This window comes from Parvibaculum sp., from assembly GCF_039680535.1.
Taxonomy (GTDB): domain Bacteria; phylum Pseudomonadota; class Alphaproteobacteria; order Parvibaculales; family Parvibaculaceae; genus Parvibaculum.
Genome location: NZ_JBDKSS010000008.1, coordinates 153,315 through 167,522 on the forward strand (window position 1 = coordinate 153,315; position 14,208 = coordinate 167,522).

Below are 14,208 nucleotides of genomic sequence, written 5' to 3' on the forward strand. Positions count from 1 at the left end.
ACGGTCAAAAGCCATTATTTCACGCGGGGATTTAAGAGGACCTTGCTGAAGTCGCTAAAAGTGTCACAAGCCTGTGCTTCGGGACGGAGGCAATCGCCTCGGCTGGTGTCAGAAAGAGACAAAATCCTTCCCAACATCCTTAATGTTCCTTTACCAATGTCGGTCAGGATGAACCAACGCAGGCAATCTCACCTGCGGGCAGCGCGGTCCGACGCATGAAGGAAAAGGAACTCAGGCTCGCTCTCGTCTGCTACGGCGGAGTGTCCTTGGCCGTCTACATGTATGGCGTCTCGCGCGAGATCCTGAAGCTGGTGCGCGCCTCCCGCGTCTATCACGGTGAACATGATCGCCAGCGCCGCCAGTCGGCGAACTTCACCGATCTCGAGCCGGGCAACGGCCGTGAATGCGATACGGAAGAGATCTATTTCGAGCTGCTTCGCGCCATCGGCGAAACGCTTGAGCTCCGCGTCTTCGTCGACACGATTGCCGGCGCCTCCGCCGGCGGCATCAACGGCGTCCTTCTCGCCCGCGCGCTTGCCCACGATCTCTCGCTCGACGGCCACAGGAAGATGTGGCTCGAACAGGCGGATATCCTCTCCCTGATGGACGAGGAACATATCGCCGGCAAGTGGAGCAAGCTCTTCATGAAGCCGGTCTTCTGGGCGATCAACAGCCGTTGGCTGACGCGATTCGCGCCCGACGCCGAGATGCGTCAGAAGCTTCTGCTCTTCACGCGCTCGCGCTGGTTCAACCCGCCCTTCTCCGGCATGCTGCTGACGAACATGCTGCTCGATGCCTGCCGCGCAATGGAGAAGGATGCGCAGCCCGGCGGTTCGCTGCTCCCCATCGGCCACAAGCTCGAGCTCATCGTTTCCGTTACCGATTTCTACGGATACACACAGAACATTCCGCTGCACGATCCCTCCTCGATCCGTGAGCGCGAGCATCGCCATGTGCTGAAGTTCGATTATCTCCAGCACCCCGGCGGACAGATGGATACCGATTTCGACAGCGACCATGTTCCCGGCCTCGTCTTCGCCGCGCGCGCGACATCGTCTTTCCCCGGTGCATTTCCGCCCGCGGAGATCGGCGAAATCGATCTTGCGCTCGAACGCCGCGGCGACTCCTGGCCGACGCGCGCCGAGTTCCTGAGCGGCAATTTCAAGCCCCTGATCGCCTCGGGCGCCGACCCGGTGAATACGTCCTTCATCGATGGCAGCGTGCTCAACAACAAGCCCTTCGGTGAAGCCATCGCCTCGTTGCGCGGCCGCCCCGCCTATCGCGAGGTCGACCGCCGCATCGTCTATATCGATCCCGATCCGGAAGGCGGCCATCTCGAGGCGGGCGGCATGCCGCCCGGCTTCTTCCACACGATCCGTGGTGCGCTCTCCGACATTCCGCGCAATCAGCCGGTACGCGACGAATTGGAGTCCGTTCACGAGTTTTCCGAACGTGTCCGCCAGTATCGCCGGATCGTCACCGCGACGCGTCCGCATGTCGCCGCGCGCATCCGCGAGGTGATCGAGAGCGGCCCCCAGATTTCGCCGAGCCCCCACGCTCTGGCCCGGTGGCGCGACCTCGCCAACACGCAATCCGCGCTTGAGGCGGGCTACGCCTATGACGGCTATATTCAGCTGAAGGTCATGTCGGTCCTCGATCGCCTCACGAACTTCATCGTCGAGGCGAGCGGCACCGTGGTCCAGCCGCGCGACCGCCAGAAGCTTTCGCGCGCAATCGAGGAATGGGCGCATCAGCGCGATATCTTCCCGGTCCGCTGGACACGCGTCGACGGGCACATGGAGACGCCGACCGCCGCCACGTCTTGGGTCCGCTTCCTTCGCGACTTCGATCTGAGTTTCCGTATCCGGCGTCTGCGCTTCGTCATTCGCCGCCTCAACGAGCTTTATGAAGAGCAGGCCAGCGCACCCGATCACACCGAAGCGCTCGATGCCTTCAAGGCAAACCTCTATGAATGTCTTGAATTGCTGAACAGGCGCCCGGCCTCCCGCATCCGTACGCCGGAGATCATCGCGCTCTGCTCGCAGATGCTGGGCGACGGTGCGCCAACGCCGGACGCCATCGATGAGCTCCTCGGGAAGATCGGCCCGATGCTCGATCTCGTCGGCGCGGATCATGTGATCGACCAGACCATCTCCGTCATGTCAGGCAGCTATCTGCCTTATGCGGTCCGGCTCGAACTCATCCACGCCTTTGTCGGCTTCCCCTTCTTCGACGTGCTGACGCTGCCGCTCAACAAGTGGAACGATCTCGACGACGTCGATACGGTGCAGATCGACCGCATCAGCCCCGAAGACGCCAAGGCCATTCGTTCCGGCGGCGCGCGCGCCACGCTGATGGGTCGCGATCTCGGCCACTTCGCGGCTTTCTTCAGCCGCCGGGCGCGTGAAAACGATTATCTCTGGGGCCGCCTCCACACAGCCGACCGGCTGGTCGACATCGTAGCGAGCGCGGCGGCGCCGAATGTCGCGGCCTCCGGCATCGACCTTGCGAAGCTCAAGGGCCGCCTTTTCCGCGCCATTCTCGCGGCAGAGAAGCCGCATCTCAACGCGGTGCCGGATCTCGTCCGCGACCTCGAACACGAGATCGCCACGCGCTTCAACATCGATATCGGCGAACGGCAGGACGAACCGGCGCAGGAACCTGCTCAGGGAATGACGGAACTCGCGCCCGACCGCGCCTGACGCGTTTCGCTGGCAGACGCAATATCGCCACATGGTTTGAGATCGCCCGCGCCCGAGGCGAGCGGCGCATCGTGATCGTCGATCCAGTTGGCGATGTCCGTCCACACGACCTGCCGCTCCAGATCGCGCAGCAGCATGTGATAGCCGTTTGCGTAGCAGGCGGCATTCACATCGACATGCGCCGCCTTCATTTCGGCGAGCGAATGCGCCACCGGCAGTTCCGGCACGATCTGGTCATGCGCGCCATAGAGCAACAACACCGGCACGTTGATGCGCGGCGCGGCCGCAGCCGCCTCGTCCATCAGGTTGACGAGGCCATAGATCGTTCCAACCTGCGTTTCCTTGATGACCAGTGGATCGCGGCCGAGCGCCCGGAGCATCTCGATATTGTCCGACGGCCTGATCTTGAGCCCCTGCCCGGTCACCGTCATTTCCGGCAGCATATGTGCGCTCGACCAGAGCACGACGTCGTAGAAGGTGTTCATCTCACGCCAGCCCCAAACGGCGGGCGCCGCGAGGATGACGCCATCGACCTTGGGAGGATTGGGCAAAGTGAAAGAGCGCATCACCACGCCGCCGCCCATGCTCTCGCCGAGCAGAAAGACCGGCACCCCGGGATGCTCTTTCCTGACCAGTGCGACCACGGCATTGAGGTCGTCGGCCATTCGCGCATCGCCCGCCCAGAGCCCGCGTCCCGGCGCGCGCCCGAAGCCGCGCTGGTCATAGGCATAGACGCTGATCCCATGCTCCGGAAACCATTGGCCCGGCATGTCGAAGGCATTGGAATAATCGTTGAAGCCGTGAACGCCGATGATGACGGCCTTCGGACTCGCCGCCGGCCAGACGCGCAAGGGCAGCCGCGCGCCATCCGAGGTCACGACATTCTGACTCTCGATCCGAGGCGTATAGACCGGGTCGCCCGTCGCCATGAGGCGCGGGGCGCAGCCGAAGGTCACGCCCAGAACAAGCGCCGATCCGAGCGCCACCCGCAGTGCTTTGCGCATTTGCCTTATCCAATCAGCCGGCGCACGTCTCGTCGCAGCGCCGGAAGAACGTCCGTTTCGAACCATGGATGCTTCCTGATCCAGGCATTATTACGCCAGGAGGGATGTGGCAGAGGTATGGCGGAAGGAAGATAATCGCGCCACGCCACAACGGTTTCAGTCAGGCTCGCCTTGCGCCTCGGCCCAAGGTGCCAGCTTTGCGCATATTGCCCGACAAGCAGCGTCAATTCTATCTGCGGCATGAGTTCGAAAAGCCGCGCCCGCCAATGGCCCGCGCATTCGCGCCGCGGCGGCAGGTCGCCACCCTTGGCGTCGAGCCCCGGAAAGCAGAAACCCATGGGCACGATGGCGACGCGGGAGACGTCATAGAACTCTTCCGAACTCACCCCCATCCAGTCGCGCAAGCGGTCGCCGCTCGGATCGGTGAAGGGCGTACCGGATGCGTGAACCCTTGTGCCGGGAGCCTGCCCCACAATGCAAAGCCGCGCCGTTTGCGACACGCGCAAGACCGGGCGCGGCTCATGCGGAAGCGTTTTGCCTGCCGGCTCTTCAATGCAGAGTCGGCAGGCACGGATTTCCTTTGCGAGCTTGTCGAGCGCGCTCCGGCCCATTTGCCCTACTGAACTTCCTTCAGCATGTTGCGTGCGATGATGACCTGCTGCACCTGGCTCGTGCCTTCATAGATGCGGAAGATGCGAACGTCGCGATAGAAGCGCTCGATGCCGTAATCGGCGACATAGCCCGCGCCGCCATGGATCTGCACCGCGCGGTCGGCGATGCGGCCCACAGCCTCCGAGCAGAAGAGCTTGGTGCAGGAACTTTCCGTTCCAACTTCCTCGCCCGCGTCGCGGCGCTTCGCGGCGTCAATGACCATGCAGCGGCCCGCATAAAGCTCCATCTTCGAATCCGCCAGCATCGCCTGCACGAGTTGCAGATTGCCGATGGGCGCGCCGAACTGATGGCGCTCGGCGGCGTATTTCGTCGAGTCCTCGACGAGCCGCGAGGCCACGCCCATGCAGACGGCGGAAATGTGAAGGCGTCCGCGCTCCAGCACCTGCATCGCGGTGACGAAGCCCTTGCCCTCCGTCTCGCCGAGAAGGCAATCCGCCGGAATGCGGGCATTGTCGAAGATGACGTCACAGATATGCGCGCCCTGTTGGCCCATCTTCTTCTCGGGCTTGCCGATGCTGATGCCCGGAATGTCGCGCGGAATGACGAAGGCCGAAACGCCCTTCGCGCCCGGCGTCTTGGGGTCGGTACGCGCCATCAGCGTGAAGGCATGCGCCTTGTTGGCATTGGTGATGAAGCGCTTCGTGCCGTTGACCACATAATGGTCGCCGTCGCGGATCGCGGTCGTCTTGAGCGAGGCCGCGTCCGAACCCGCTTCCGGCTCCGTCAGCGCGAAGCTGATGATGACCTCGCCGCTGGCGATCTTCGGCAGCCAGTATTCCTTCTGGTCCTGCCGCCCATGCATGACGATGCCCTGACTGCCGATACCGACATTGGTGCCGATGACGGAGCGGAAGGCTGGCGAGGTGCGGCCCAGTTCGAACATGAGAAGGCATTCCTCCTCCATGTTGAGCCCCAGCCCGCCATACTCGACCGGCACGGAGATGCCGAAGAGACCGAGCTCCTTCATTTCCTCGACGATCCCGGCGGGAACGGCGTCGTTCTCCGCCACCTGGTCCTCGATCGGGCGCAGCCGCTCGTCGACGAAGCGACGGACGGAGGAGATCAGTTGTTCGCGTGTTTCGGCATCGAGGGCCATGTTCGCTCCGCTCTTCTGGGGGTATGCAGGGGCGGAATTTAGCCGCTGGTGCCGAAAGATCAAAGCCCCTCGGAAAATAGGGAAAAATCGCCCGTTCCGCCCTCAATTCTCCCCTTCGGCGCAACCCTTCCGCCTGCTATGAACCGGAGACTTGACCTATCTAGCTGCTTTGAGGGCCTGCCATGAAAACTCCTCCCCCCCGTCTCGCCGGTTATGAAAGCTGGGACGGCACCGACCCCTTCGAGGATCGCGCCGGTCCGTTCTTCTTCCGCAGGCTCGAAACGGGCGAAGTGCGCTGCGCCTTCGAGGCCACGCCTGCCCATTGCAATGGCGGCGGCTTCCTTCACGGCGGCCTCCTGATGACCTTCGCCGATTTCTCGCTCTTCGCCATCGGCCGCGACGTGATCGGCGGCCACGCAGTCACCGTATCCTTCAATGCGGAATTCACCGCCGCCGGACTCCCCGGCGACATTGTCGAAGCGCGCGGCGAAGTCATGAAGAATACGGGCAGCATGGTTTTCCTTCGCGGCCGCGTCTACACGGCAAGCGCCGAGGGCGAACGCGTCCTCTTGAATTTCAGCGGCATCGTGAAGCGGGTCCGGCAGAAGCCTGAATCCCACTAGCGCGCAGCAGCGGCCGGAGCCAAAGCCATGGTCACATTGAGCGTCCTCGACCAGTCCCCGATCCGTCAGGGCGGCACCGCCGCCGAGGCCATGGCGAACACGCTCGACCTTGCGCGCCATGCGGAGCGTCTGGGCTACAGCCGCTACTGGGTTGCCGAGCACCACAACACCAACTCCTTCGCGGGCTCCGCGCCGGAGATCATGATCGCCGCCATCGCCGCGGCGACCGCCCACATCCGTGTCGGCTCGGCGGGCGTCATGCTGCCGCATTACAGCTCGCTGAAAGTGGCGGAGCTTTTCCGCGTTCTCGAGACGCTCCATCCCGGCCGCATCGATCTCGGCGTCGGCCGCGCGCCCGGCTCCGACCAGCGCACCGCCCGCGCCCTTCAGCCCGGCCCCAATGCCTATCCGATCGACGTCTTCCCGCAACAGGTCGAGTTGCTGATCCAGTTCCTCGAAGACTCGAATGGGCTGTCAGGGGACGCAGGCGGCTTCCCCGAAACACACCCCTGGCGCGGCATCCACGCGACGCCGCGCGGGCCCGGAATGCCGGAACTCTGGATGCTCGGTTCCGGCGGCGACGGCGCGGCCTATGCCGCCTCCTTCGGCATGCATTATTGCTTCGCCCATTTCATCAATCAGGACGCGGGCACGGGGCCTCTCGATCTCTATCGCAGCCAGTTCAAGCCATCGCGCCATCTGTCGTCGCCGCATGGCTCCATCGCCGTGTCGGTCACTGTCGCCGAGACGGAAGAGGACGCCCGCCGCATCGCCGCGCCGCGAAATCTATGGGTGCTGCATCTCCTGCAGAACCGCGCAGGCGCCTTCCCCTCGGTTGAAGAGGCTCTCGCCTATCAGTATTCCGACGATGAAAAGGTCATGCTTCGCGCCGTCGAACGCCGCGGCATCGTCGGCACGCCCGCACAGGTGCGCGGGCGGCTCCTTGCCATGGGCGAGGAATATGGCGTGGATGATTTCGTCATCCTCACCATCACCTACGACCAGAAAGACCGCATCCGCTCCTATGAACTTCTGGCGGAAGCCTTCGGTATCTAGTCCGCCGCCTGCATCCGGGCCCGCCGCTCCGTCCGCCGGTCGAGCGCAGCGCGCAGCCGCACCTGCCGTTCATGCGTGATCGGATAGTTCCAGATGATCGTCGTCGAGACGATCCATAGCGCCAGCGGAACGAGGCAATACATGGCGGTAAGGGCAAAATTCGCCGTCGCGCTGTTCGTGTGCGACTGCGGATCGAACCCGATCCAGGAAAGCACGGGCAGCGCAATGCCCACGCCGGCCGCCTCGAATATCTTCCTGACCATCGCCAGAAAGGCGAAGAGAAATGCCGTGCGTTGCTCGCCGCTCTTGAGCGTGTCGAGATCGACGACATCGGCGAGGATCGATTGGCCGAGAATGGGTGCCGCGCCAATCGTGAAGCCCTGTATCACCGTGATGCCGAGCATGGCGGGGAACACCGCGTCGGGATAATTCGGCTTCACCCAGTAAATGATGACGGGCACCAACGCGAAGGCCGCGAGGCTTACGAAACCCGCCACGCCGATCCCCTTGTGCTTGCCGATGCGCCCGCCAATCCCGACCCAGAAGGGCGAACCGACCACGCCCGCCGCGAAGAGCGCGAAAATCAGCACGGAGCTGCTGCTGCCCATCTGCGCCACATGCTCGAAGAAAAGCACGGCCACGCCTGCATTGATCGAGCCCGCCAGCGCGCCGAGAATGACCGTCGCAAGTATCATGCGCAGTGGCCCGTTCCGCATTGCCACGCGCACGCCAGCGCCAAACGAAATCGGCGTGCTGTGCCCTCGCGCAGGCTCCCGTACCGACACAAGAAGAATGACGAGGCAGACCGGCAACAACCCCGCCGTGAGCCACCCAAGCGCCGCCATGGCCCCGCGCGACGCCGCGCTTGCCGCCGAGGCGCCGTTGCCTGTCTGGCTTGCAACGATGGGCACCGAAATGGCGATCAGCAACCCGACCAGCATGAATATCTGGCGGCTGCCGGTGATGCGGTTGCGTTCGTGATAGTCGTCGGAAATCTCCGCACCCCATGCGCCATAGGGAATCTCGATCAGCGTGTAGCCGAGATAGATCGCGCAGATCCATCCGAGCAGATAGAGGTTCGTCACTTGCCCCTGCGGCACGAAGAGCATGATCGCCGAGATCATCATGATGCCGACGCCGACGATGACCCAGGGCCGCCGCCTGCCCCAGCGCGTATGCGTGCGGTCGCTCCAGCGGCCGATGAAGGGATCGACGAAAACGTCGCTCAGCCGCGCGAGCATCAGAATGACGCCGATGGCGCCGAGATCGAGGCCAAGCGTTCCGGAATAGAAAGGCGGAATGTAGATCGCGAGCGGAAGCCCGATGACCGCCATGGGCACGACGAGTTGCCCATAAGCGAATAGCTCCCATTTGCCGAGCTTCGGCACGCCGGGCTTGTGCTGGCCCTTGTTCATTGTTCCCGCCTCCCCAAAGGTTAGTAAACGGACGTTACTATCCTCCCGGAAACCACGGCAACGTATTTCGCAAGGCTCGCTTCAGGTAATGAGACCGATCACCGCGCCCGTCATCGACGTCGCGAGCGTTCCGGACACGATGGCCCGCGTTCCCAGCGTCACAATGTCAGAGCGACGCGACGGCACCAGGGCCGTCAGCCCACCGATCAGAATGCCGACGCTGCCGAGATTGGCGAAGCCGCAAAGCCCATAGATCATGATCAGCGCGGAGCGTGGGCTGAGCGCCCCCTGGGGCAGATGCGCCAGATCGATATAGGCGATGAACTCGTTGAGAATCGTCTTTGTGCCCATGAGCTGCCCTGCCGTCTGCATTTCGCTTGCGGGCACGCCCATCAGCCATACGAGCGGCGAGAAGGCCCAGCCCAGCATGCGCTGCAAGGTGAGCGGCGCGCCGCCGGCGTCGGGAAATGCGCCAAGGATGATGTTGATGAGCGCGACCAGCGCCACCATCACGACAAGCATGGCGAGAATGTTGAGCAGCAGGTGGAGGCCGTCCACGGTGCCCCGCGTCACCGCGTCCATGCTGCTCTCGTAGTCGACGAGCGGCTCCTCTCCGGCAACGCCCGTGCCCACGAAGCCCGCCTCCTCCGGCACCATCACCCGCGCGATCGTAATGCCCGCCGGCAGCGAGATGAGCGACGCGACGAGAATCTGCCCCAGCGCGCCCGGCACCACCGGCTCGAGAACGCTCGCATAGAGAACGAGCACCGTGCCGGAAACGCTGGCGAGCCCCACCGTCATCATGATGAAGAGTTCCGCCCGCGTCAGCCGTTCGAGATAGGGCCGGATGAGCAGCGGCGCTTCCGCCATGCCGAGAAACATCGTCGACGCCGAAGCGAGACCGACCGCCCCGCCGAGTCCCATGCTCCGTTGCAGCAGGAAGGCGAAACCGCGCGTCACCCATCCAAGTATGCGCCAGTGCCAGAGCAGCGCCGAAAGAGCCGACATGACGACGACCAGCGGCAGGGCCTGAAATCCGAGCACAAAGACATTGGCCGGGTTCTTGACCTCATAGGGGGCCGGTCCGCCGCCCAGATACCCGAAGACGAAGCCGGTGCCTGCGCGCGTCGCCTCGGTCAGCGCGTCCACCGCCCCGTTAAGCGCAAGCAGCGCGCCCCGCGTCGCAGGTACCTTGAGCAGCAGGAGCGCAATGGCGATTTGGAGCCCCACGCCGACGGCAACCTGAGTAACCGAAAAGGCGCCCCTGCGTTCGCTGAGCGCCCAGGCCGCGCAGACGATGACGACCAGCCCGAAAGCGCTTTGCAGGGACAGAAGATGCATATTCACTCCAATAACGTTGTCCCTCGCGGGAATCGGTCAGGCTGGCCGGAACATAATGGCCTGCAGGGGGGCCGGGGATAAGTCTGTCTGACGCCTGTTCATCCGCGCAACAATGCCCTCCCTTGACCCCCTACCGGCCATCATGCACAAAGTCACCCCGAAACTGGCCCTACCCCAAGGGCACCAAAGGCCGCCTCAGGCGCGACACACCTAACGGGAGACTAGACCCATGAGCATTCGTTTTGACGGCAAGGTCGCCATCGTCACCGGCGCCGGCGGTGGCCTCGGCCGCAGCCACGCCCTGGAACTCGCCCGCCGCGGCGCGAAGGTCGTCGTGAACGACCTCGGCGGCTCGCGCGACGGTTCCGGCGGTTCGTCGGATGCGGCGAACAAGGTCGTCGAGGAAATCAAGGCGTTCGGCGGCGAAGCCATCGCCAACGGCTCCAGCGTCACCGACGACGCGGGCGTCGCCCACATGGTCAAGCAGACCATGGACGCCTATGGCCGCATCGACATCCTCATCAACAATGCCGGCATTCTTCGCGACAAGTCGTTCTCGAAGATGGAAATCGCCGACTTCCAGCTCGTCGTCGACGTGCACCTCATGGGCACCGTGAAGCCGACCAAGGCCGTCTGGCAGATCATGCGCGATCAGGGCTATGGCCGCATCATGGTCACGACCTCGTCGACCGGTCTCTATGGCAACTTCGGCCAGACCAACTACGGCGCGGCGAAGCTCGGCGTCGTCGGCTTCATCAACACGCTGAAGCTCGAAGGCCAGAAGGACAATATCCGCTGCAACGCGCTGGCGCCGGTCGCCTATACGCGCATGACCTCGGACCTGATGCCGCCGGAAGCTGAAAAGATGCTCTCGCCGGAATCGGTCACACCGGGCGTGATGTTCCTCGTTTCGGAAGATGCCCCGACGGGCATGATCCTCTGCGCCGGCGCCGGCGTCTTTGCCGCGGCCCGCATGGAAGAGTCCGAAGGCGTGTTCCTTGGCGGTGCCGACCTCTCCGCCGAGAAGGTTGCCGCGAACTGGGAGAAGATCTCCGACTTCTCGAACGCCGCGCCCTACTTCATGGGTGGCGAGCAGACCGGCAAGTTCTTCAAGCTCGCCTCCGGCGGCAAGTAAGAAACGCCGTCTACGGACGAATTAAGGGGAGCCTCCGGGCTCCCTTTTTTGTTGCGCCTCGTCCCAACAAGATCCGTCACCCCGGGCTCGACCGGGGGGGCCATCTTTGCGCCACGACGCGAAGGACGATGAATGCCGGATCAAGTCCGGCATGACGAAAGGCTAGCGGGATTCCTGGTCCAGCGACTTCTCCAGCCGCCAGACGGTAACCGGCTTTCGACCTTCCATGTGGCCAAGATCGTGCGGCACCTCGCCGACGACTTCCCAGCCCTGCTTTTCGTAGAAAGCCCGCGCGCGGTCGTTTCCCGTGCGGCAGAAAAGCGTGATGCGCTCGAAGCCCTCATCCCGCAGCGCATCCTCCGCGGCGCCTATCACCAGCGCCGCGATACCGCGTCCATGAAAGGCGGGCATTACAAAAACCTGACCGATACTGTCGCCCTGCCAGCTCGCAAAGCCGATGACATCGCCTCCAACGACGGCCACGGCGCAATTCGGCAGCGCCGTTCCGATCCGCTCATTGAAGAACCCGATCGGCCGGCGCGCGGCGACGTCAGGGTCAATCGCAGCATGGCTCGAATGCCATGCATCGTGCCAAACGCGCGCGAGCGCCGGAATGTCTCCGGCGCTCGCAAGTCTTATAGTCACATTGTCGGAGGCCTGGCTCAAAGCCCGAGCACAGCCTTCGCCATGATGTTGCGCTGCACTTCGTTCGAGCCCGCATAGATCGAAGCCTTGCGGAGCGAGAAGTAGTACGGCGCCGTCGTGAAGGCGTTTTCCGGTCCGATCGAAGGCTCATTGGTTTCGATCATGCCATCCTCGACGAAGGGGATCGCGTAGCTGCCGAGAACCTCGACCGCGAGCTGCGATACTTCCTGCTGAAGCTCCGTGCCACGGCACTTCAGAAGCGAGGATTCGGGGCCGACATTGCCGCCGGTCGAAAGCGCCGAGAAGATGCGAAGCTCGGTGAACTCCATCGCCGTGATCTGCGCTTCGAGATCGGCGACACGCGCCTGGAACGAAGGCTCGTCGGCAACCGCATGGCCATCGACGATCGTTTCCTTCGCACGCTTGCGCACCTTGTTCAGCGCGCGATAAAGGCCCGCCGAATAAGGATTGCCGCGCTCGAATTCGAGCAGGTACTTCGCATAGGTCCAGCCCTTGTTCTCCTCGCCGATGCGGTTCCCGATGGGGACCTTCACATCGGTGAAGAAGACCTGGTTCACTTCCTGATGCGGCGCGGGCGTCCCGTCGAGCAGCACCAGCGGCTCGACCTTCACACCCGGCGTCTTCATGTCGATGAGCAGGAAGGAAATGCCTTCCTGCGGCTTGCCCTCTTTCGAGGTCCGCACGAGGCAGAAGATCCAGTCGGCCCACTGCGCCACCGAGGTCCAGATCTTGGAACCGTTGACGAGATAATGGTCGCCCTTGTTCTCGGCCTTGGTCTGGAGCGAGGCGAGGTCAGAGCCCGAGCCCGGCTCCGAATAACCCTGGCACCAGAGCACATTCGTTTCGAGAATGTCCGGCAGATACTTTGCCTTCTGCTCCGGCGTGCCGAACTTCATGATGACGGGCGCCACCATGGTCGGGCCGAAGGGAACGGTGTGCGGAACGCCAGCGGCGCCCATCTCCACGTCGAAGATATACTTCTGCGAGGCGGAGAAGCCCGGCCCGCCATATTCCTTGGGCCAGTTCGGCGCGAGCCAGCCCTTCTTCGCGAGCGACTTCTGCCACTGCACATGGCTCGCCTTGTCCATGTAGCCGTGCTTCGAGCGCGCGTGCTTGGCGCGCATCTCGGGCGTATAGGCTTCCGCGATGAAGGCGCGGACTTCCTGACGGAAGGCTTCGTCTTCCTTGCTGAACGACAGATCCATTGCAGTGTCCTTATTCGACCTTGGAGACGATCTGAAGCGCCGGACGGCCCGCGAGAACCGTACCCAGCGCCGGACCGGCCGCCTTGAAATGCTCGGACTGGCCGTGCTCCGCCATCGCCTGCTCGGAGGCATACTGCTCCATGACGACGTAGGTCGGCTCGTCCTTCATCTTGAAGAAATCGTACTGAAGGTTGCCCGCCTCATTGGCGCGGACCTTGGCGCGCAGATCGGAGAAGATCTTCTCGAATTCCGCTTCCTTGCCCGCCTGCACCTTGATGGTGGCAACAATGCCTACGACGCTCATTTACAGCTCCCTGATTGAATTATTGATTGGGCGCGACTTTAGTGGCATTGGGGGGCCGCTTCAACGCCTCTGATACGCTGCGTCAAATCACACGAACGGCCCCCGGTTCATTCCTGAACAGCTATTCGCCCTTGTAGACGGGCGCCCGCTTTTCGAAAAAGGCGTCCAGCGCTTCCTTGTGGTCCGCGCTGTGATGGGCGATCGCCTGCATAGAGGCCGAAAGCTCCATGATGGCGTCGAAGCTGGTCGTCATGCCGTGGCGCAGCAGCTGCTTGGTCATGCGGAGCACGTCGGGCGCCTGGACCGAAATCTTGTTCGCGACCTCATGCGCACGCTGCATCAGGTCGGCTGCGGGGACGACTTCAGAGACGAGGCCCCACTCTTTCGCCGTCTTCGCGTCGATGGTGTCGCCCGTGTAAAGAAGCTCGGACGCCCGCGCCATGCCGATGATGCGCGGCAGGAGCCATGCCCCGCCATCGCCCGGAATCAGGCCGATCTTCAGAAAAGTCGCGCCGAAGATCGCCGAGTCCGCGGCAATGCGCGTGTCGCAGAGACAGGCGACGTCATTGCCGAGCCCAATGGCCGGACCGTTCACGGCGGCGATGACCGGCACCTCGATGTTCCAGACCGCACGAACGATGCGGTGGATGCCGTTGCGGTAGCGTTCGCGGATATGCGTGCCGGGTCCGCCGAAGCCTTCGCCGCCCTCCCGCATCGCCTTGACATTGCCGCCCGCGGAGAACGCCTTGCCCGCACCGGTCAGGATCACGCAGCGCACGTCGCGATCCGCATTGATGCGCGCGACAGCATTCGTGAAGTTCTCCGGATCGTCGGCCGCACCCAGCGGATTGCGGCTCTCCGGCCGGTTGATGGTCAGCGTGACCACATGACCCTTTTTCTCGAACAACAACGCTTCACTCATCCGACGTCCTCCGCTGGTGCGGGATGCTTTGCCCCGCAACTTGTCTGGTCCACGGTCTTCCCCAGGA

The 14,208-nt window shown here is 63.4% G+C and carries 13 protein-coding genes; 4 read left to right on the forward strand and 9 right to left on the reverse strand.

Features of this window, described 5'->3' with window-relative positions:
• The first annotated feature begins 215 nt into the window (after window positions 1-215).
• Complete coding sequence (locus ABFC66_RS04695; RefSeq protein WP_346739805.1) at window positions 216-2,702, forward strand: patatin-like protein; 2,487 nt, start codon at window positions 216-218, stop codon at window positions 2,700-2,702.
• Here the strand turns inward: ABFC66_RS04695 and ABFC66_RS04700 are convergent.
• The 3 genes from ABFC66_RS04700 to ABFC66_RS04710 are packed head-to-tail and all read right to left on the reverse strand — an operon-like array spanning window position 2,666 to window position 5,474.
• On the reverse strand, window positions 2,666-3,706 hold the full coding sequence (locus ABFC66_RS04700) for a lysophospholipase (protein ID WP_346739806.1): 1,041 nt from the start codon (window positions 3,704-3,706) through the stop codon (window positions 2,666-2,668). The two genes, ABFC66_RS04695 and ABFC66_RS04700, sit on opposite strands and share 37 nt — an antisense overlap.
• A 5-nt stretch (window positions 3,707-3,711) precedes the next feature.
• Window positions 3,712-4,317 (reverse strand): uracil-DNA glycosylase family protein, encoded by a 606-nt coding sequence (locus ABFC66_RS04705; protein ID WP_346739807.1) that lies wholly within the window; start codon window positions 4,315-4,317, stop codon window positions 3,712-3,714.
• Window positions 4,318-4,322: 5 nt separating this feature from the next.
• Window positions 4,323-5,474, reverse strand: a complete 1,152-nt coding sequence (locus ABFC66_RS04710) for an acyl-CoA dehydrogenase family protein (RefSeq protein ID WP_346739808.1) — start codon at window positions 5,472-5,474, stop codon at window positions 4,323-4,325.
• A gap of 182 nt (window positions 5,475-5,656) precedes the next feature.
• On the opposite strand from ABFC66_RS04710, the gene ABFC66_RS04715 reads away from it, so the two are divergent.
• Window positions 5,657-6,097 carry a PaaI family thioesterase gene (locus ABFC66_RS04715; RefSeq protein ID WP_346739809.1) on the forward strand — a complete coding sequence of 147 codons (441 nt, stop codon included), beginning with the start codon at window positions 5,657-5,659 and terminating at the stop codon, window positions 6,095-6,097.
• Window positions 6,098-6,124: 27 nt separating this feature from the next.
• Entirely contained in the window at window positions 6,125-7,153 is a 1,029-nt protein-coding gene (locus ABFC66_RS04720; RefSeq protein ID WP_346739810.1) for an LLM class flavin-dependent oxidoreductase, read from the forward strand.
• Here the strand turns inward: ABFC66_RS04720 and ABFC66_RS04725 are convergent.
• Both ABFC66_RS04725 and ABFC66_RS04730 read right to left on the reverse strand, forming a co-directional pair.
• Entirely contained in the window at window positions 7,150-8,568 is a 1,419-nt protein-coding gene (locus tag ABFC66_RS04725) for an MFS transporter (protein WP_346739812.1), read from the reverse strand. The genes ABFC66_RS04720 and ABFC66_RS04725 overlap by 4 nt on opposite strands.
• A gap of 81 nt (window positions 8,569-8,649) precedes the next feature.
• Window positions 8,650-9,909: a nucleoside transporter C-terminal domain-containing protein gene (locus ABFC66_RS04730; protein ID WP_346739814.1), complete on the reverse strand. Its 1,260-nt coding sequence runs from the start codon at window positions 9,907-9,909 to the stop codon at window positions 8,650-8,652.
• Window positions 9,910-10,138: 229 nt separating this feature from the next.
• On the opposite strand from ABFC66_RS04730, the gene ABFC66_RS04735 reads away from it, so the two are divergent.
• Window positions 10,139-11,044 (forward strand): SDR family NAD(P)-dependent oxidoreductase, encoded by a 906-nt coding sequence (locus ABFC66_RS04735; RefSeq protein WP_346739815.1) that lies wholly within the window; start codon window positions 10,139-10,141, stop codon window positions 11,042-11,044.
• Between the two features lie 162 nt (window positions 11,045-11,206).
• Here the strand turns inward: ABFC66_RS04735 and ABFC66_RS04740 are convergent, their stop codons facing one another.
• From ABFC66_RS04740 to ABFC66_RS04755, 4 genes are all read right to left on the reverse strand, one after another.
• Entirely contained in the window at window positions 11,207-11,710 is a 504-nt protein-coding gene (locus ABFC66_RS04740) for a GNAT family N-acetyltransferase (protein ID WP_346739816.1), read from the reverse strand.
• Complete coding sequence (locus tag ABFC66_RS04745) at window positions 11,707-12,915, reverse strand: acyl-CoA dehydrogenase family protein (protein WP_346739817.1); 1,209 nt, start codon at window positions 12,913-12,915, stop codon at window positions 11,707-11,709. The genes ABFC66_RS04740 and ABFC66_RS04745 overlap by 4 nt, the downstream gene beginning before the upstream one ends.
• Window positions 12,916-12,925: 10 nt before the next feature.
• On the reverse strand, window positions 12,926-13,219 hold the full coding sequence (locus ABFC66_RS04750) for a putative quinol monooxygenase (RefSeq protein ID WP_346739818.1): 294 nt from the start codon (window positions 13,217-13,219) through the stop codon (window positions 12,926-12,928).
• A 121-nt stretch (window positions 13,220-13,340) separates the two neighbouring features.
• Entirely contained in the window at window positions 13,341-14,141 is an 801-nt protein-coding gene (locus tag ABFC66_RS04755) for a crotonase/enoyl-CoA hydratase family protein (RefSeq protein WP_346739819.1), read from the reverse strand.
• Window positions 14,142-14,208: the final 67 nt, after the last annotated feature.